18 protein-coding genes are annotated in these 18687 nt (G+C 71.9%); 6 read left to right on the top strand and 12 right to left on the bottom strand.

Going from position 1 to position 18687, the window contains the following annotated elements:
* The 5 genes from dnaG to AADR41_RS17340 form a co-directional block, all read right to left on the bottom strand.
* The coding region (dnaG, locus tag AADR41_RS17320; RefSeq protein ID WP_342282309.1) for a DNA primase at positions 1 to 1399 on the bottom strand (1399 nt) is incomplete at its 3' end.
* Positions 1400 to 1526: 127 nt separating this feature from the next.
* On the bottom strand, positions 1527 to 2786 hold the full coding sequence (locus AADR41_RS17325; protein WP_342282310.1) for an NAD(P)/FAD-dependent oxidoreductase: 1260 nt from the start codon (positions 2784 to 2786) through the stop codon (positions 1527 to 1529).
* A gap of 199 nt (positions 2787 to 2985) precedes the next feature.
* Positions 2986 to 4305 (bottom strand): deoxyguanosinetriphosphate triphosphohydrolase, encoded by a 1320-nt coding sequence (locus AADR41_RS17330; protein WP_446751064.1) that lies wholly within the window; start codon positions 4303 to 4305, stop codon positions 2986 to 2988.
* A 74-nt stretch (positions 4306 to 4379) separates the two neighbouring features.
* A complete protein-coding gene (locus AADR41_RS17335; RefSeq protein WP_342282312.1) occupies positions 4380 to 4571 on the bottom strand; it encodes a hypothetical protein in 192 nt (63 codons plus the stop codon).
* A 68-nt stretch (positions 4572 to 4639) separates the two neighbouring features.
* On the bottom strand, positions 4640 to 5437 hold the full coding sequence (locus AADR41_RS17340) for a Cof-type HAD-IIB family hydrolase (protein ID WP_342282350.1): 798 nt from the start codon (positions 5435 to 5437) through the stop codon (positions 4640 to 4642).
* Positions 5438 to 5632: 195 nt separating this feature from the next.
* Here AADR41_RS17340 and AADR41_RS17345 point away from each other — a divergent pair, with 195 nt between their 5' ends.
* Positions 5633 to 6343: a SanA/YdcF family protein gene (locus tag AADR41_RS17345; protein WP_342282313.1), complete on the top strand. Its 711-nt coding sequence runs from the start codon at positions 5633 to 5635 to the stop codon at positions 6341 to 6343.
* Positions 6344 to 6369: 26 nt separating this feature from the next.
* Here AADR41_RS17345 and cutA read toward each other — a convergent pair whose 3' ends face one another.
* Entirely contained in the window at positions 6370 to 6708 is a 339-nt protein-coding gene (cutA, locus tag AADR41_RS17350) for a divalent-cation tolerance protein CutA (protein ID WP_342282314.1), read from the bottom strand.
* An 86-nt stretch (positions 6709 to 6794) separates the two neighbouring features.
* A complete protein-coding gene (locus AADR41_RS17355) occupies positions 6795 to 7421 on the bottom strand; it encodes an NADPH-dependent FMN reductase (RefSeq protein WP_342282315.1) in 627 nt (208 codons plus the stop codon).
* A gap of 23 nt (positions 7422 to 7444) precedes the next feature.
* Between AADR41_RS17355 and AADR41_RS17360 the strand changes: the two genes are divergently transcribed.
* Both AADR41_RS17360 and AADR41_RS17365 read left to right on the top strand, forming a co-directional pair.
* Entirely contained in the window at positions 7445 to 7828 is a 384-nt protein-coding gene (locus AADR41_RS17360; RefSeq protein WP_342282316.1) for a hypothetical protein, read from the top strand.
* Between the two features lie 86 nt (positions 7829 to 7914).
* Positions 7915 to 8715, top strand: a complete 801-nt coding sequence (locus AADR41_RS17365; RefSeq protein WP_342282317.1) for an aminotransferase class IV family protein — start codon at positions 7915 to 7917, stop codon at positions 8713 to 8715.
* 21 nt (positions 8716 to 8736) lie between these two features.
* On the opposite strand, the gene AADR41_RS17370 is transcribed toward AADR41_RS17365, so the two are convergent.
* From AADR41_RS17370 to AADR41_RS17385, 4 genes are all read right to left on the bottom strand, one after another.
* Entirely contained in the window at positions 8737 to 10419 is a 1683-nt protein-coding gene (locus AADR41_RS17370) for an ABC transporter family substrate-binding protein (RefSeq protein WP_342282318.1), read from the bottom strand.
* A 68-nt stretch (positions 10420 to 10487) separates the two neighbouring features.
* A complete protein-coding gene (locus AADR41_RS17375) occupies positions 10488 to 12617 on the bottom strand; it encodes an ABC transporter ATP-binding protein (RefSeq protein WP_342282319.1) in 2130 nt (709 codons plus the stop codon).
* Complete coding sequence (locus AADR41_RS17380; RefSeq protein WP_446751065.1) at positions 12614 to 13543, bottom strand: ABC transporter permease; 930 nt, start codon at positions 13541 to 13543, stop codon at positions 12614 to 12616. Before AADR41_RS17380 ends, AADR41_RS17375 begins: the two co-directional genes overlap by 4 nt.
* A gap of 13 nt (positions 13544 to 13556) precedes the next feature.
* The gene (locus AADR41_RS17385) at positions 13557 to 14540 is read right to left on the bottom strand and encodes an ABC transporter permease (protein ID WP_342282321.1); all 984 of its coding nucleotides are present in this window, start codon (positions 14538 to 14540) and stop codon (positions 13557 to 13559) included.
* A 620-nt stretch (positions 14541 to 15160) separates the two neighbouring features.
* Here AADR41_RS17385 and AADR41_RS17390 point away from each other — a divergent pair.
* Together AADR41_RS17390 and AADR41_RS17395 are read left to right on the top strand one after the other, a co-directional pair.
* Complete coding sequence (locus AADR41_RS17390; protein WP_342282354.1) at positions 15161 to 16018, top strand: hypothetical protein; 858 nt, start codon at positions 15161 to 15163, stop codon at positions 16016 to 16018.
* A 99-nt stretch (positions 16019 to 16117) separates the two neighbouring features.
* Entirely contained in the window at positions 16118 to 16741 is a 624-nt protein-coding gene (locus tag AADR41_RS17395; RefSeq protein ID WP_342282322.1) for a class F sortase, read from the top strand.
* 25 nt (positions 16742 to 16766) lie between these two features.
* On the opposite strand, the gene AADR41_RS17400 is transcribed toward AADR41_RS17395, so the two are convergent.
* On the bottom strand, positions 16767 to 17555 hold the full coding sequence (locus AADR41_RS17400; RefSeq protein ID WP_342282323.1) for a sulfite exporter TauE/SafE family protein: 789 nt from the start codon (positions 17553 to 17555) through the stop codon (positions 16767 to 16769).
* A 183-nt stretch (positions 17556 to 17738) separates the two neighbouring features.
* On the opposite strand from AADR41_RS17400, the gene AADR41_RS17405 reads away from it, so the two are divergent.
* Positions 17739 to 18668 carry an oxidoreductase gene (locus tag AADR41_RS17405; RefSeq protein WP_342282324.1) on the top strand — a complete coding sequence of 310 codons (930 nt, stop codon included), beginning with the start codon at positions 17739 to 17741 and terminating at the stop codon, positions 18666 to 18668.
* Positions 18669 to 18687: the final 19 nt, after the last annotated feature.

Raw genomic sequence — 18687 nt, forward strand, 5'->3', positions numbered from 1 at the left:
CCTGGACCTGCTGCTGCCGGGGGCCACCGCGGGAGGGGGCCTGGCCGGGGCCGCGCTGGTCGCCCCGTTCGCGGGCCCAGCGGGCGAGCTGGCCGACCCGCTTGACCACGAACTGGGTGTCCAGGATGCCGAGCATGCCGGCCAGCTGGACGGCGACCTCGTGCTGCGAGGAGCTGTTCTTGATCCGGGCGACGACGGGGGCCGCCTCGTCGAGCGCGGCGCCGCGTCCGGCCGGGGTCTCCAGGTCGTACCGGCCGACGATCTGGCGGAGCGCGAACTCGAAGAGCGGGGTGCGGGGTTCGACCAGGTCGCGGACGGCCTCGTCGCCCTTGACCAGGCGCAGATCGCAGGGGTCCATGCCGTCCGGGGCGATCGCGATGTACGTCTCGGCGGCGAACTTCTGGTCGTCCTCGAAGGCGCGCAGGGCGGCCTTCTGCCCGGCCGCGTCGCCGTCGAAGGTGAAGATCACCCGGGCGCTGCCGTTGTCCATCAGGAGGCGGCGCAGGATCTTGATGTGGTCGCCGCCGAAGGCGGTGCCGCAGGTGGCGATGGCGGTGGTGATCCCGGCGAGGTGGCAGGCCATGACGTCGGTGTAGCCCTCGACGACCACGGCCCGGCTGGCCTTCGCGATGTCCTTCTTCGCCAGGTCGATGCCGTACAGCACCTGGGACTTCTTGTAGATCGCGGTCTCGGGGGTGTTGAGGTACTTCGGTCCGTTGTCGTCGTCGCGCAGCTTGCGGGCGCCGAAGCCGACGACGTCGCCGGAGGTGTCGCTGATCGGCCACATCAGCCGGCCGCGGAAGCGGTCGATGGGGCCGCGCCTGCCGTCCTGGGAGAGGCCGGAGGCGATCAGCTCCTTGTCGCTGAAGCCCTGGCCGCGCAGATAGCGGGTGAGGTGGTCCCAGCCGGCCGGGCTGTAGCCGACGCCGAAGTGGGCGGCGGCCGCCTGGTCGAAGCCGCGCTCGGCGAGGAACCTGCGGCCGATCTCGGCCTCCGGGCCGTCCAGCTGCTCGACGTAGAAGCGGGCGGCCGCCTTGTGCGCCTCGACCAGCCGGATGCGCTCGCCGCGCTGGTGGGAGGGGTTGTACCCGCCCTCCTCGTACCGCAGGGTGATGCCGGCCTTGGCGGCGAGCCGCTCGACGACCTCGGCGAACGTCAGGTGGTCGATCTTCTGCACGAAGGCGATCGTGTCGCCGCCCTCCTGGCAGCCGAAGCAGTGGAAGAGACCCTTGCTCGGACTCACCTGGAAGGAGGGGGACTTCTCGTCGTGGAAGGGGCAGAGTCCCTTGAGGTTGCCACCGCCCGCGTTGCGCAGCTGGAGATACTCGGAAACGACGGCGTCGATCGGGACCGCGTCCCGTACCGCCTTCACGTCGTCGTCATTGATCCTGCCTGCCACGGGTGAAGTCTACGGGTGGGGTGGGACAGCCGTGGAGCGCGCCGATGTGATCCGTGGAACCGCCGGTGCGGCGCGCACCGGCCGGCTCGTCCCGTCCGGGAGCCCCGGCGGGACGGCCGGGCCGCGCTCAGCCCAGGGACTCCAGCGGTACGGACGGGTCCGCCAGTGCGTCCGGGTCGACCGGCCGGCCGGACCGGATCAGCCCCTGCACGGTCTCGGTGACGTCCCACACGTTGACGTTCATCCCGGCCAGTACCCGGCGGTCCTTCAGCCAGAAGGCGATGAACTCCCGCTTCCCGGCGTCGCCGCGGATGACCACCTGGTCGTAGCTGCCCGGCGGCGCCCAGCCGGAGTATTCGAGGCCGAGGTCGTACTGGTCGGAGAAGAAGTACGGCACCCGGTCGTAGCTGACGTCCTGGCCGAGCATGGCGCGGGCGGCGGCCGGGCCGCTGTTCAGCGCGTTCGCCCAGTGCTCCACGCGCAGCCGGGTGCCGAGCAGCGGGTGGGCCACGTTGGCGACGTCACCGGCCGCGAAGATGTGCGGGTCGCTGGTGCGCAGCGAGGCGTCGACGGCGATGCCGCCGCCGTCCGCGCGGGGGGCCATCGCGAGCCCGGCGGTCTCGGCGAGGGCGGTGCGGGGCGCGGCGCCGATCGCGGCGAGCACGTCGTGGGCGGGGTGCTCCTCGCCGTCGTCGGTGCGGACGGCGAGCACCAGGCCGTCCTGGCCGATGATCTCGGTGAGGTGGAGGCCGAAGTGGAAGCGGACCCCGTGGTCGCTGTGCAGGTCGGTGAAGATCTGGCCGAGCTCGGGGCCGACGACCTGGTGCAGCGGGGTCGGCTCCGGTTCGACGACGGTGACCTCGGCGCCGTAGCCGCGGGCCGCCGCCGCGACCTCCAGGCCGATCCAGCCGGCCCCGGCGATCACCAGGTGGCCGTTGTCCCTGCCGAGTGCGGCCAGTACGTTGCGCAGCCGGTCGGAGTGGGCCAGGCGGCGCAGATGGTGGACCCCGGCCAGCTCGGTGCCGGGGACGGGGAGGCGGCGCGGCTCGGCCCCGGTGGCGAGCAGCAGCTTGTCGTAGTGGACGACGGTGCCGTCGCCGAGCCGTACGGAGCGGGCCTCCCGGTCGAGTGCGGTGACCGGCTGTCCCAGGTGCAGTTCGATGTCGGCGCCCGCGTACCAGGCGGTGTCGTGGACGAAGACGCTGTCGCGTTCCTCCTTGCCGGAGAGATAGCCCTTGGAGAGCGGGGGCCGTTCGTACGGATGGTCGCGTTCGTCGCCGAGCAGGATCACCCGGCCGCTGAAACCCTCCGCCCGGAGCGTCTCGGCTGCCTTCGCTCCCGCCAGTCCTCCGCCGACGATGACGAACGTCCGATGTGCGTCGACCACTTGATGCCTCCTCGGTGCTTGCTTCGCGGCGCCGCCAACTGCGAGCGTCCCGCACGCAGTGTGATGGCGAAAGAGGGTGTACCCCGATCAGGTCACACCCAGTGGCCGGGTCCAGTCTGCGCGGCGCCGGCCCCGACGCGGGGCGCGGCTCGCAGACGGGGCGGAATCGGGTCGGGCCGGACGGGGCTCCGCAGGCCGGTCACCGGCGGTGTCCGGTGAGCGCGGCGTGCAGCGAGCGGGCCGAGGCGTCGGTCAGGGCGGCGATCTGGTCGACCAGCACCCGCTTGCGGGCCCGGTCGTCGCGGGCGGCGCCGAACAGCGCCCGGAACTGCGGCTCCAGCCCCTCCGGAGCGCGCGCGGTGAGGGCGGCGGCCAGCTCGGCGATGACGATGCGCTGGTCGGCGCGGATCGCCTCCTGCTCGGCGCGCTGCATGACGTACCGGTCGGCGACCGCCTTGAGCACGGCGCATTCGTTGCGGGCCTCGCGGGGCACGACCAGCTCGGCGGCGTACCGTCCGAGGCGGCCCGTACCGTGAGCCTGCCGGGTGCTGCTCTCGGCGGCGAGGCAGAACCGGCCGATCAGCTGGCTCGTCGCGTCCTTCAGCCGGGCCTGGGCGACGGCCGAGCCGTCGTAGCCGTGCGGCCACCAGTCCTGGGCGATGAGCCGGTCCAGCGCGTCGGCCAGCTCCTGGGGCTCGGTGTCCGCCGGGACGTAACGGCCGACGGCGACCGCCCAGATCGCGTTCCGCTCCGGTTCGGCGTGCAGGCAGTCGGGGTCGATGTGCCCGGCGTGCAGCCCGTCCTCGAAGTCGTGCACGGAGTAGGCGACGTCGTCCGACCAGTCCATGACCTGGGCCTCGAAGCACTTGCGGTCCTTCGGTGCCCCCTTGCGGGCCCATTCGAAGACCGGCAGGTCGTCCTCGTACACCCCGAATTTCGGCGAACCGGGGTCGGTGGGGTGTGCGCCGCGCGGCCAGGGGTACTTGGTGGCGGCGTCCAGGGCGGCACGGGTCAGGTTGAGTCCGACGCTGACCAGCTCGCCGGTGCGGGTGTCGGGGACGAAGCGCTTCGGTTCGATTCTGGTCAGCAGCCGCAGCGACTGGGCGTTGCCCTCGAAGCCCCCGCAGTCCGACGCGAAGTCGTTGAGCGCCTGCTCTCCGTTGTGCCCGAACGGCGGATGGCCCAGGTCGTGGGCGAGGCAGGCCGTCTCGACGAGGTCCGGGTCGCAGCCGAGTGCGGCCCCGAGCTCCCGGCCGACCTGGGCACATTCGAGGGAGTGGGTGAGCCTGGTCCGGGGGCTGGCGTCCCAGGCGTGGCCGCGGGTGCCCGGGGTGACCACCTGGGTCTTGCCGGCGAGCCGGCGCAGTGCGGCGGAGTGCAGCACCCGGGCACGGTCGCGCTGGAACGCGGTGCGGCCCGGCCGTTTGTCCGGCTCGGTGTCCCAGCGCTCGGCGTCGGCCGGGCCGTAGGGGCCGGTGCCGTGGTCCTTTGTGCCGTCCATGCCGTCCATGCCGTCCATGCCGTCCATGGTTCCGACAGTAAACGGCCGGACCGACAAGAAGGCTCAGGCAGCCGCCCCGAGATGTCCGTTCATCAGGTTCTTCCTGCGGATACGTCCCGGGCGTCGTCCCGGGGCCGGGCGTCCGCCGGTACGGGTCTGCGGGTCCCGTTCCGGGTGACCAGGCAGAGCTGGGTGCCGAGCTGTGCGGTGAAGCGGGTCAGCAGTTGCGCCGTGCTGTCGAGGGGCAGGGACTCCTGGGCTGGTGCCGGTGCCGGCTGCGTCATGGCTCGATGGTGCGGGAGAGAGGTTGCGGCGCCGTTGCGTGCGGGTGACGGGCCGCGTGCGGCGGGGTTCAGCCGGCGGCACCGAAGAGCCGCTCGATGACGTCCGCGACCCCGTCCTCCTCGTTGCTGAGCGTGTGCGTCGCCATCGCGGCCAGCACGCTCGGGTGGGCGTTGCCCATCGCGTAACCGGCGCCCGCCCATTCGAGGACGCTCAGGTCGTTGGGCATGTCGCCGAAGGCGACGACCTCCGCGGCGTCGATGCCCAGCCCGGCGCACAGCACCGACAGGGTGCCCGCCTTGGTGACCCCGCACGCGCTGATCTCCAGCAGCCCGCGCCCGCCGGAGTGGGTGAGCTGCACCCCGTCGACGGCCCCCGCCTCGGCGGCGGCCAGCAACGCGTCCGCGTCGAGCCGGTCCGACCAGGCGAGGAGCTTGGTGACCGGGACGTCGGCCAGCCAGAGGTCCGCGAGCGACGGTACGGGCAGCTCGGCGCCGGTGTCCTCGGAGAGCCGCAGGCGGTAGGCCGGCTCGTACAGGATGTGGTTGCCGGTCTCCAGGGCGAAGCCGATCCCGGGCACGGCGGCGGCGAGCGCGGTGGCCACGCGGCGGGCGGTGGTGAGCGGCAGGGCGCGGGAGGAGACGACGGTGCGCGTCCCGATGTCGTACACCAGCGCCCCGTTGCTGCACACCGCCGTCCCCCCGAAGCCCGCGGCGTCGGCGAGCCGGTCGACGAACCTGGGCGGCCGGGCGGTGACGAGGACGATCTGCGCGCCGGCGCTCTCGGCGGTGCGCAGGGCGCGCAGCGTGCGGGGCGAGAGGGTGCCGTCGTTGCGCAGGAGGGTGCCGTCGAGATCGGACGCGATCAGTCGTGGACGCAGCATTGGGCGATGCTAAGGGGCGGCCCGCCCGGCGGCGCGCGCGCCCCGGTCCGGTGGGGCGTACGGCATTCGTCCCGTCCGTCCGAGAACCCTTTCGGCCTCCGGATCGTCCGATCAGGTGGGACGCCCGAGCGGGACGCCCAAGCGGAACGACCGGACGCGGTACGGAAAGAGGGGGCTCCCATGCGGGTGAAGTGGCCGGGACGGCAGCTGCTCGGGCGGTTGCGGCCGCGGTTGCCGCGGACGCGGCGCGGACAGCGGCGGGCCGTGCAGGCGGTGATGCTCGCGTGCGTGGCCGGGCTGGCGCCGATGACCTGGATGTACTCCGTCGCCGACGCCCGGGTCAGGACGACCGCGGACGCGCCCGCGCAGCAGGTGGTCATGGTGTTCGGGGCGGGGCTCTGGCAGGGCAGACCGTCGCCGTATCTCGCCAACCGTCTGAAGGCCGCCGCCGAGCTGTACCGGGACGGGAGGGTGAAGGTCGTGCTCGTCACCGGGGACAACAGCCGGAAGGAGTACGACGAGCCGGATGCCATGCGCACCTATCTCAAGGAGCACGGGGTGCCGGACGAGCGGATCGTGAGCGACTTCGCCGGGTTCGACACCTGGGACTCCTGCGTGCGGGCCAAGAAGATCTTCGGGGTCGACCGGGCGGTGCTGGTGAGCCAGGGGTTCCACATCCGCCGGGCGATCGCCCTGTGCCGGTCCGCGGGGATCGACGCGTACGGGGTCGGCGTGGACGCCAAGCACGACGCGACCTGGTACTACGGCGGGACGCGGGAGGTGTTCGCGGCGGGGAAGGCGGCGCTGGACGCCCTGTTCAAGCCCGATCCGCACTTCCTGGGGCCCCAGGAGACGGGGATCGGGGAGGCGCTGGCGGCGCGGGAGCGGTAGGCCCCGCAGCCCCGGGTCCTGCGGGGCTACAAGGACGTGACCGGCGCGGTCTCGGCCGAGACCCAGGCGAGGTAGCGGGCGCTGCCCCGTACCACCGGGATCGCGATGATCTCCGGGGTCTCGTAGTCGTGCGCCGCCTCCAGGTGGGCCTCCAGTTCGCCGTACCGCTCCGCCGTCGTCTTGATCAGCAGCTGCCACTCCTCGGTGGTCTCGATGGCGTTCTGCCAGCGGTAGACCGAGGTGACGGGCGCAGAGATCTGTACGCAGGCGGCGAGCCGCGCCTCCACCGCGCCCTGCGCCAGGGCATGGGCCTTCTCCTCACTGTCCGTCGTGGTCAGTACGGTCAGCCATGCCGGCGTCGTCACTTTCGGCTCCTGCGGGGTCGGGTCGCCGGATGTCCCGGCACCCGTCGATTGTCGGGGACGTCGCGGCGCGGCGCAGCGCTCCCGGGTCAGGCGCCGTACGGGCGGACCGCCTTGGCCTCGCGCAGGGCGTGCCCCCACCAGACCAGCTGGTCCAGCAGCACCTTGGCCGCCGCGTCGCAGCCCGCCGGGTCCTGGTGCCTGCCCTCGTCGTCGAAGAGCGCGCCCGCGTTGTGGAAGGACACCGTTTCGCGGATGCCGACGGTGTGCAGCTCCGCGAAGACCTGCCGCAGGTGCTCGACGGCGCGCAGCCCGCCGGAGACCCCGCCGTACGAGACGAAGGCGACGGGTTTGGCCTGCCACTCGTCGCGGTGCCAGTCGATGAGGTTCTTCAGCGGGGCCGGGTACGAGTGGTTGTACTCGGGGGTGACGACGACGAAGGCGTCGGCCGCCGCCAGTCTGGACGCGACGGCCGCGAGCCGCTCCCGCGACTCGTCGTCGGGCCGGAAGGAGAGGGCGACCGGGAGGCCGAGTCCGGCGACGTCGACCAGATCGGTCTCGATCTCCGGGTGGGAGCCGGTGTGCGAGAGGAACCAGTCGGAGATGACGGGGGCGAAGCGCCCCTCCCGGTTGCTGGCGAGGATGACCGCGACCTTCAGGGGGGCGGTGGAACCGGTCGTGGGTGCGGTGGATGAAAGTGCCGTGGTGAGGTCCATGCGGAGAGACTCGTAGGTAAACCATGGTTGAGGTCAAGCTCCGTCCGGACCGGGCCCGCGAGATTCCCGGTCCCCGGGATCTGCGCGGCTCCCGACTCGTGACCGCGATGCGCGCAATGCCCGTCACCACGGCGCCGCCCGGCGCCCGTTACCCCGCGCCGGACGAGCGCCTCCATTTCGTCGGCCCGGAAGAGAGCGGCAACAACGTGTCGATGCCGATACCGCCGGGCTCGCTCCATCTCGGCGGGCACCGTCCGACCGTCGGGTCGAAGGGTGTGGAACGGAGCTTCGGCCTGCGGCCCGGGGCGCGGTTTCGGGCGCTGCGCGACGCCGCCGGGCGGGACCGCACCGCCGCCGGACGCAAGCTGCCGCCGAACGGCACCCCCGACGAGCCGCCGCGCTCCTGACCAGGAACGCGCACCAGGGACCGCCCTGACCGCTCCCCCGGCCCCGGGGCCGTCGCCTCGCGCTTCGCCGGGCCTACGGTGGAGGCATGACGACTCCCCCGCACCAGCCCTTCCCGTACGCCGAGTTCGACGGCCGTCCGGCCACCGAGGCGGATCTGCGGATTCCGGCCTTCCTCGGCTACGGCCATTTCACGGCCATGCAGGTCAGGGACGGAAAGGTACGCGGCCTCGATCTGCATCTGGCCCGGCTGGACGGCGCGAACCGGGAGTTGTTCGAGCGCCCGCTCGACGGGGAGCGGGTCCGTGCGCTGATCCGGCACGCGCTGGAGGGCGCCGGGGTGCGGGACGCCTCGGTCCGGGTGCACGGCTATCTGCCGCCGGGTGACACGGAGACGACCGTCATGGTCACGGTGCGCGGACCGGCCCGGAAGTCCGCACAACCGCACGCCCTGATGTCCGTCCCGTACGCCCGCACCGTGCCGCACATCAAGCGGCCCGGCGAGTTCGGCCAGACGTACTACGCGCGGCTGGCCGCCCGCGCCGGGTTCGACGAGGCCCTGCTGACCCTGCCGGACGGCACGGTGACGGAGGGTGCGATCACCAACGTCGGCTTCTGGGACGGCACTTCGGTGGTCTGGCCCGACGCGCCGTGTCTGACCGGCATCACCATGGCGCTGCTGGAGCGGGAACTGCCGGGCGCGGGGCCAAAGTCCGTACGGCGTCCGGTGACCCTGGACGGGCTGGGCGCGTTCCGCTCGGCGTTCCTCACCAACTCGCAGGGCATCGCGCCGGTCGGGCGGATCGACGCCAAGGAATTCGTGGTGGACGAGGAGCTGATGCGGCGGATCGGGCGGGCGTACGACGGCGCGCGGTGGGACACCGTCTGACGCACCCCGGCCGTGTGCGGGCTACTTCTCCCAGCCCACCGTCTCGGGGAGCGGGCTGTGGAAGATGGTGGCGCCGACGTTGGCGAGGCCCTTCTTCACGCTGTACGTCGAGGGGCCGCTGAACAACGGCAGGAAGGCGTACTGCCGGAGCGCCTTCTGCTCGACCTCGTTGACCGCCTTCACCTGCTCGTCGAGGTCGGCAATCGCGGTGGTCGCGCGGATCTCCTTGTCCAGGGCCGGCGTTCCGGCGCCGGTGATGTTGGAGTCACGGTCGGAGCAGTAGAAGTCGCACAGGTAGCGGGCGCCGAACGGGTCCATGGAGCGGTTGCCGGACAGGAAGAGGTCGAACCTGCGCTCGCTGAGGATCTTCGAGAAGTCCGCCTCGTCGGCCTTCCTGGTGACGACCTCGACGCCGATCGGCTTCAGCATCGCGGTGAAGGCACCGGCGATCGCCTTGTCCAGCGGCTGGTCGCCGAGGATCGTGTAGCCGACCTCCAGCTTCTTTCCGTCCTTGACCCGGATGCCGTCGCCGCCGGGCTTCCAGCCCGCCGCGTCGAGCGTCTTCCTCGCCTCGTCGGGTGAGTACTTCAGGACGGCGGAGACATTGTCCCGGTAGCCCTTCTGGAAGCTGTACAGCACCGCCGAACCGGGCAGCGGCTCCTTGTAGTCGAGCCCCTGGAACTGGATCTTCGCGATCTGGGAGCGGTCGATGCCCTGCTGGACGGCCTTGCGGACGGCCGTGTCCGAGAGGTTCGCCGACTTGGTGTTGAAGTAGAGGGAGTACTCGAAGGGGCTGCCGCCGCTGCGGATCTCCGTCCCCTTGAGCCCCTTGACCTGCTTCAGGCTCTCCGCGTCGACCGCCGAGGTGTAGTCGAGCTGGCCGTTCTTGAAGGCGTTGACCGCCGCGGTCGACTCCAGATTGACGTAGACGCGCTTGTCGAGCTTGCCCTTCTTGCCCCACCACTTCGGATTGCGGACGAAGGTGATGCCGCCGGAGTGGGTGTTCCACTCGCCGACCGTGTACGGACCGGCGCCCCACTCCGGGTGGGCCTTCTTGACGTACGCCTTGTTGAAGTTGGCGACGGTGGCCGCCTTCGGGTGCAGGAAGGTGGTGAACAGGGTCGTCCAGGAGGCGTTGACGCCCTTGAACTCGATGACGGCCTGCTTGGCGTTCGCGCCCCGGTGGACGGAGGAGATCTGGTCGTAGCCGTCGGTGGAGGAGGTGTCGAACGCCTTGTCCGAACCGTTGTTGGCCTTCCAGGTGGCCTCGATCGCGGTCCAGTCGATCGGGGTGCCGTCGTTGAAGGCGGCCTTGTCGTTGATGGTCAGCGTGACCGTCTGCCTGCCGCCCTCGACGGAGACCTTCACATCGCTGTAGTAGTCCGGGTTGTACTGCACCTCGCCGGTGGGCGAGTACGTGATCGCGTCGGCGTTGTACCAGGCCCAGACGCGGGACGCGGTCAGGGTGGCGTTGACGTTGAAGGGGTTGCCCTGGTCGTCGAAGGTACCGGCGGTGGTGTACGTGCCACCGTCCTTGATCCGGTCGTACGGCACCGGGTTGTAGTCGGCCGCGGCCGACGCGGCCCTGGGGGCGTCCTTGCCCGCCGCGTCGGACCCGTCCTTCCCGGACGAGGCGTCACAGCCGGTGGCGGCGACCGAGACGGCGGCGACAAGGGCGATGGGCAGGGCCAGTCTTGCGCGCATGGCGGAAGGGCTCCTTCTGGTTTCGGTGAGGCAGGGAGGAATGGCGTGCGCGAGGGGTGCGGCGGGGCTCAGACGGCGTGACAGGCGTACTGGTGGCCGGGGCGTCCGGCCACCGCCGTCGGCTCGGGGCGCTCCGTGCGACAGCGCCGGCGCACCTCCTCGTCGGCGAGGCGGTACAGGGGGCAGCGGTCGACGAAGACGCAGCCCGCGGGCGGCCGGGTGGCGCTCGGCTGCTCGCCCCGGAGCACGACCCGTTCGCGGGCGCGTTCGCGCCGCGGGTCGGGCACCGGGATCGCCGAGAGCAGCGCCCGGGTGTAGGGGTGCTTCGGATCGGCGAAGATCGTCCCGGTGTCCCCGGTCTCGACGATGTGCCCGAGGTACATCACCGCGATGCGGTCGGAGATGTACCGGACCACGGCCAGGTCGTGGGCGACCACCAGGTAGGCGAGGCCGAGTTCGCGCTTGAGCCGGGCCAGCATCTTGATCACCCCGGCCTGCACCGATACGTCGAGGGCCGAGAGCGGCTCGTCGAGTGCGAGCAGTTTCGGCTCGGTCGCCAGGGCCCTGGCGATGCCGACCCGCTGGCGCTGGCCGCCGGAGAGCGCGGCCGGGAAGCGGCCGCTCACCGAGGCGTCCAGGCCCACCAGCGTGAGCAGTTCGTGGATCCGGGCGCGAATGGACTCGCGGTCCCGGCCGGTGGCCCGGAGGGGTTCGGCGAGCAGTTGGAAGACCGGCAGCCGGGGGTTCAGGGCCCCCAGTGGGTCCTGCATGACGATCTGTACGTCCTGCCGCAACTCCCGTACCCGCGCGCCGGAACCGGCCGTCGCGACGTCGGTGCCGGCGATCTCGATCCGGCCGCCCTCGGGCTGTTTCAGCCTCAGGACCTCCAGCAGTGTCGTGGTCTTGCCGCTGCCCGATTCGCCCACCAGTCCCAGGGTCTCCCCGGCGCGCAGCTCGAAACTCACCCGGTTGACGGCGTGCAGCGTGCCGACCCGGCGCTTGAGAAGGGCGCCCTTGGTGACCGGGAAGGTCTTGACCAGGTCCTCGACCCGGAGCACCACATCACCGGCCACCGCGGTCCCGGCGCCGTCCGGGGCGCCGTCCGGGGCGCCGTCCGGGGCGCCGTCCGGGGCGCCGTCCGGGGCGCCGTCCGTCCCGGTCCTCCCGGCGGGGTCCAGGGTTCCGTCGGCGATCTCGTCCGCACGCAGGCAGGCCACGTGCCCGTGTCCGGTGATCTCGCGCAGTTCGGGCTCCTCGGCCCGGCACTCGTCCCGGGCGACGGCGCAGCGGCCGGCGAAGGGGCAGCCGCCGGGCAGGTCCACGAGGGCGGGCGGTTCCCCGCCGATCGGGACCAGGGGGCGGTGGACCCCGCTGTCCACGGTGGGAACGGCGGCCAGCAGCCTCGCGGTGTACGGCATGGCCGGCCGGCCGAACAGCTCGTCGACGCCCGCCCGTTCCACGAACCGGCCCGCGTACATCACGGCGATGTCGTCCGCGTGGCCGGCCACGACCCCGAGGTCGTGGGTGATGAGGACGAGGCCGGCCCCGGTCTCCTTCTGTGCCAGTCGCAGGACGTCCAGGATCTGGGCCTGCACGGTGACGTCGAGGGCGGTGGTGGGCTCGTCGGCGACGAGGACGGACGGCTTGTTGGCGATCGCCATGGCGATGACGACGCGCTGGCGCATGCCGCCGGAGAACTCGTGCGGGAACGACTTGGCCCGGCCCCGCGGGTCGGGTATGCCGACGAGATCGAGCAGTTCGACCGCCTGTTCCCAGGCCGCCCGCTTCGTGAGGTCCTGATGGACGCGCAGGGCGTCGGAGAGCAGCCGGCCCACGGAGAAGATCGGCGTGAGCGCGGACAGCGGGTCCTGGAAGACCATGCCGATGGAGTTGCCCCGTACCGCGGAGAGCTCCTTGTCCCCGAGGCCGATCAGGTCCTGTCCGCCGAGCAGCACCCGGCCCCGCAGTTCGGCGGCGGGCGGCAGCAGGCCCATCACGGCCATCGCGGTGGCCGACTTGCCCGATCCGGACTCGCCGACGATGCCGAGGGTCCGGCCCGGCAGGAGGTCGAAGCCGATGCCGCGCACCGCCTCGACGGGGCCTGCCTCCGAGGGGAAGGTGACCCGCAGGTCCCGCACCGAGAGCACGGGGGTGTCGCCGGTGGCCGCCGGGGATCCGGCCGGAGTGGTGAGGGTCATCGTCGGCCTCCTGCCGCACCGGTCACGGACGTGGGGTCGAGGGCGTCGCGCAGCCCGTCGCCGACGAAGGTCATCGACATGGTGAGCAGGACGACCAGACCCGCGGGGAAGGCGAAGAGCCACGGGGCACTCGTGACGGTGCTCGCACCGTCCGCGAGCATCGTGCCGAGGGAGACGTCAGGGGTCTGGACGCCGAACCCGAGGAAGGACAGGGCGGTTTCGCTGAGCACGGTCGCGACGACGCCGAGCGTCAGATTGACGATCAGCAGTGAGCCGAGGTTGGGGATGATGTGGCGCAGGATGATGCGCGGTGCGCCGACGCCCATGAACTCGGCGGCCGTCACGTAGTCCCTCTCCCGCAGCGAGGTCGAGACGGACCAGATGACCCGCGCGGTGGACATCCAGCCGAACACTGTGAGCACGACGATCAGGACCCGCCAGTCCCCGGCGAGGCGGTGCGAGACCAGGGCGAGGATGAGGAACGAGGGGACGACCAGCAGGAAGTGGATGACGGCGAGCGTCGCCCTCTCCACCCGGCCCCCGAAGTACGCGGCGCTGGAGCCGATGACCGCGGCGACGACGACGGTCAGCGCGGAGACGCTCACGGCGATCGCCAGGGAGCGCTGGAGCCCGTGCACGGCGGAGGCGTAGACGTCGTTCCCGCCCTGGTTGGTGCCGAACCAGTGGGTGGCGCTCGGTGGTCGGGTGAGCGCGGCGAAGTCGGCGTCGGAGTACGCGTAGGGGGTGAACACCCCGCCGAACAGGCTGAACAGCACCAGCAGCACGAAGATCACCACCCCGGCGACGGCGAGCCGGTTGCGCAGGAAGCGCCGCAGGTAGAGCCGGCCGAGTCCGAGGTGGGGCACGTCCGCCTGCCGCGCGGCGGGATCCGCCGGCGTCGCACCGGACGCGGTGTCGGTCGTCATGTCCGTGGTCACGTCAGTTCACCCTCACCCGGGGGTCGAGGAAGACCGTGGCGACATCCGCGAGGATCGCGCCGATCGCGGTCAGGGCGGCGGCGAAGGCCGCGGTCGCGACCGTGCCGTGCACGTCGTTCTTGGCGATGGTCTGGATGAAGTAGCGGCCCATGCCGTTCCAGCCGAAGATCGTCTCGGTGATGACGGCGCCGGTGAACATGGCCGGGATGCCGAACGCCACGGAGGTCGCCGTCGGAATGAGCGCGGCGCGCAGGGCGTGCCTGCGGATCGCTCCGGACCGGGTGAGGCCGGTGGCCCGGGCGGTGCGTACGAAGTCCGCGTCGATCGTGTCCAGCAGCAGCGAACGCTGCGTCAGGTGGTAGCCGACGTAGCCCATCAGCGTCAGGCTCAGGGTCGGCAGGATCAGATGCAGCAGGCGGTCCCCGATCGTCGGGAGCAGTCCCTGGACGCCCGGCGAGTTCTCACCGGCGACGTAGAGGAAGTGCAGCCCGGCGTTCTGGTTCAGCCAGATGGCGACGAAGACCACGGCGAGCGCGGCGACGGAGGTCGGGACGTTGAACACGGCGATGGACACGGCCTGCGAGATCCGGTCGGCCCAGCCGTACTGCCGCGACGCGGTGAACACGGCCAGCGTGACACCGACGACCACGGACAGGACGGTCGCGATGATGACCAGTTCGCCGCTGATGAGCGCCCGGTAGCCGATCTCGCCGTTGACAAAGACGCCGGTGGGGGACCTGCCCCAGTCGAAGTGGAGCACCACCGAGCTGAACCAGTCCCACCAGCGGTGGACCAGCGGTTCCTGCGGGCTCAGGTTGTACGGGGCGAGGGCCCGGTCGATCTGGGCCTCGCTGCGGACCGGGCGCAGCTCCTTGAAGTTCGACCGCGGGTCCAGGAACCAACTGGCCAGGAAGTACGTGGCGTTGGTCGCGACCACGATCATCAGGAGCCAGCCGGCCGCCTTGCGGATCACATGGCGCACCATGCCCGGCACCTCCTCCCCGCATGCGGGAGAAGCACCTCGAAGGCGCCGGGTCTGGGGGACGTGTGCATCTGCGGCGGGGACTTTCTGGGTACGGAGCGTGAGCACGAATGTGCGAGTGCCAGCCTGGTCCGCCGCTGCGGGCCGACGCCAGCCCTTGATCGTTCTCGCCACGAGGCCGAAATACTGCCGCAGCATTCGGCCACAAATAGTGACGGAGCGTGTGCGGACGGGGGCCCTCCGCTCCCGGCCCACTCCCCCTCGGCGCGAATCCGCCCTCACCGGGTCCAGGGGGGCGGACCCGGTGAGGGCGGCGGCCGGGGGCGGCCTCGTACACCGTCCCGTGGGGGGTGACAGACGTGTGCCCGGCACCCGCGAGGTCATGCATGTGACGTACGCCACTTTATTCCCGGGCTCCGTCACTCGATCGGCACCGGGCTCCACGAGACCAGCCCGACCGACCTCCATCACCGCTGTGACCTGCGCGATCACCCCCTGGCAAGGAGGCCGCGCCGGTCCGTTCGAGTGAAAGCTGACTTGGTGTCAGCAGGCATGGATGGCGGCCCGCCCGTTAGCTCAGTGACAGGACACACCTACTCGCGCCATCGCCGGAGGAATCCCCCATGCGTCCTGTCCGCCTAGTGACCGGTACCGCCGCATCCGCGGTGACCATAGCCACGCTCGGCTTCCTCGCCGCTTGCCCCACCGCATACGCGGACGGGGCCGGCGCACAGCGGACCAGCTCGGCCGACGCCGCGTCACGGGCCGCCGACGGTCTCGGGACACGGACCACCGAAGGTCTCGGGACGCGGACCACCGGCGTCGAGGCCGCGGACGACGGGGGATCCGGCGACGGCGCCGGGTCGGGGGCCGGTACGGACACCCCGTTCAGCCTCGACAAGCTCTCCGGACTCGACGCGCCCTCGTTGTTCGACTCGGCCGGCGGGCTCGACGCCTTGTCCGGCCTCGGCATCGCGGGCGCACGCGACACCCCGCCCGGGGACGAGGACACGGACCGGGGCGAGAGCTCCGACCAGGGCGAGGGTTCGGGCCGGGGCGACAGCTCGTCGTCCGGGCGCGAGGACTCGTCCTCGTCCGGGCAGGACAGCTCGGGCGGGCGCGAGAGCGGGAAGCCCTCCGACGAGGAGGGCTCGGGCAAGCAGGAGGACTCGGGCAAGCAGGAGGGCTCCGGCAAGCAGGACGGCTCGTCGTCCGGACATGACAGTTCGTCGTCCTCCGGGCACGACAGTTCCTCGTCGGGCCATGACAGCTCGTCCTCGTCCGGGCACGACAGCTCGTCGTCCGGACACCGCCCCTGGAACCCCACCGGTCCCACCGGGCACGTCAAAACCGGAGTCGGCGGCAGCGTCCGGCCCGACACCACCCAGATCGCGGCGGGCGCCGGCGTTCTCGCCGCGACCGCCGTCGGCGGAGCCTGGCTCCTGCGTCGCCGGGCGAGCGGCACGCAGGAAGCCGGCTGACGGAGGCGGATTCACGTCTCCGTACCGCCTGGTTTCCGTCCCGGTGGCCGCGCGCCACCGGGACGGGACCGTCCCCGTTCCGTCACCCGGAGGACGACCGTGTCCGAGAAGGCCAAGGGCTGGCTGCTGGTCATCGCGGCGCTGGCCGGTGTCTGGCTGATCCGCAACGGCGCCGGCGCCCAGCTGGTCCCGCCCCGGCCGACCGCCGCGCAGGCCTTCGCCGACGGCCCGGTACCGCAGCCGGGATCCCCGGTCGCCGACCCGCTGAAGCCCTCGGCCCCCGTACGCATCCGCATCCCGAGCATCCGGGTGGACGCCCCGATGATGCGTCTCGGTCTGGGGCCGAACGGCAGTCTCGACGTGCCCCCGGCCGGCAACCGCAACGTCGTCGGCTGGTACCGGGACGGCACTCCCCCGGGCTCCAGGGGCAGCGCGATCGTGGCCGGCCACGTGGACGACGCGCAGGGGCGGTCGGTCTTCTACGACCTGGGCGCCCTGCAGAAGGGCAGCACGGTCGAGGTGGTCCGCCAGGACGGCCGTACCGCCGTCTTCTCGCTGGACGCGATCGAGGTCTACGAGAACGACGACTTCCCCGACCGGCGGGTGTACGGCGCCGCGTCCTTCGCCTCGCTGCGGCTGATCACCTGCGGCGGCGGCTTCTCGAAGGAGACGGGGTACGAGGGCAATGTGGTGGCGTACGCGCACCTGACCGCCGTGCGGTGAGGCCCGGCCGGCGCCCGTGGGCCGCTCAGGCCGTCCACTGGTCGAAGGCCAGCTTCGCGACCAGCGAGAACACCACGACCAGCAGCACCCCGCGGACGAACTCGCTGCCCTTGCGGAGCGCCATCCGGGCGCCGATGAGCCCGCCCGCCAGGTTGAACACCGCCATCAGCGCGGCCAGTTGCCACAGCACGCTGCCCTGGTGGGCGAACATCGCCAGCGCGCCGGCGTTGGTGCAGACATTGACGATCTTCGCGGTGGCGGACGCCGTCACCAGGTCGAGGTGGAGCACCGCGGTCAGCGCCAGTACCAGGAACGTGCCGGTACCGGGGCCGAACAGCCCGTCGTAGAAACCGATGCCGCCGCCGACCAGCACGATCGCGGTGACGGTGCGGGCCCGGGTGACCCGCTGCCGCGTACCGTCGCCGGTGTCCTTGCCGAACGAGGGCCGCAGCATCACGAACGCCGCGACGGCCAGCAGCACCACCATGATCACCGGCCGCAGCACGTCGCTGCTGATCCCGGCGGCGAAGAACGCGCCGGCCATCGATCCGGCCAGCGCCGCGAGCCCGATCCGCAGCGCGGTCCCGACCTTCACCGGCGCCTTGCGTACGTAGGTCACGGCCGCGCCCGAGGTGCCGACGATCGCGACCGCCTTGTTGGTGCCCAGCACCTGCGCGGCCGGGACGTGCGGCAGGCCCAGGAGCAGCGCGGGCAGCAGAAGCAGTCCGCCGCCGCCGACCACCGCGTCGATCCAGCCCGCCGCGGCCGCGGCGAGGCAGAGGACGATCACGGTGGTGAGTGCTATGTCCGGCATGATCATGACCTTATGGACGCGGAACGCACGCCGTCCAACCCCGTCGGCCGGATCACGGAAAAGTTGAGCGACTCCTGAGGTTCACGCCCCCCGGTACGCCCCTGCGCCGCCGGGCGCACCCGGGCGCGTATCCGGACCGGCCCGGCAGGTCCGGGCCGCACATCGCGGCCGTACGCTGAGCCCATGAGCCACGGCTGGAACGCGAACGACATCCCGGACCAGAGCGGCCGCACGGCCGTGGTCACCGGAGCCAACAGCGGCCTCGGTCTGCACACCGCGCGGGAGCTGGCCCGGCGCGGTGCGCGGGTCCTGCTCGCCTGCCGGGACGAGACGCGCGGCAGGGCGGCCGAGTCCCGGATCCGGAAGGCCGTGACCGGCGCGGACGTGACGTTCGTACCGCTGGATCTGGCCGATCTGGGCTCGGTGCGCGAGTTCGCCGCGGACCGTGCGCCCGACCGGATCGATCTGCTGATCAACAACGCGGGCGTGATGGCCCTCCCGTACGGGACGACGGCCGACGGCTTCGAGAGGCAGTTCGGCGTCAATCACCTGGGGCACTTCGCCCTGACCGGGCTGCTGCTCCCCCGCCTCCTCGACACCCCCGGGGCGCGGGTGGTGACCGTCTCCAGCGGGCTGCACGCGCTGTCCGACATCGACATGGGGGATCTCAACAGCGAGCGGAACTACCGTCGCTGGATCGCCTACGGCCGCTCGAAGACCGCCAACCTGCTCTTCGTCCACGAGCTGGCGCGACGGCTCACGAAGGCGGGCTCCCGGCTGATGGCCGCCGCCGCGCACCCGGGATACGCGTCGACCAACCTTCAGTCCGCCGCGGCCCGGATGGAGAACCGGCGGGCGGTGGAGCGGTTCTTCGAGCTGGGCAACCGGATCATCGCCCAGCCCGCTTCGGCCGGTGCGCTGCCGACGCTGTACGCGGCCACCGCGCCCGGCGTGCGCCCCGATTCGTTCACCGGTCCGGGGCTGCTGGGCTGGCGCGGTGCGCCCGCGCCGTCCTGGCGGGCGGGCTGGACCCGGGACGATGTCACGAGTGAGCGGCTCTGGATGGCGTCCGAGCAGCTCACGGGGGTGACGTACCCGAGCCTCACCCCCTGAGGCCCGGTCGCCGGCCGGC

The organism is Streptomyces sp. CLV115 (genome assembly GCF_038448545.1).
GTDB lineage: Bacteria > Actinomycetota > Actinomycetes > Streptomycetales > Streptomycetaceae > Streptomyces > Streptomyces sanglieri.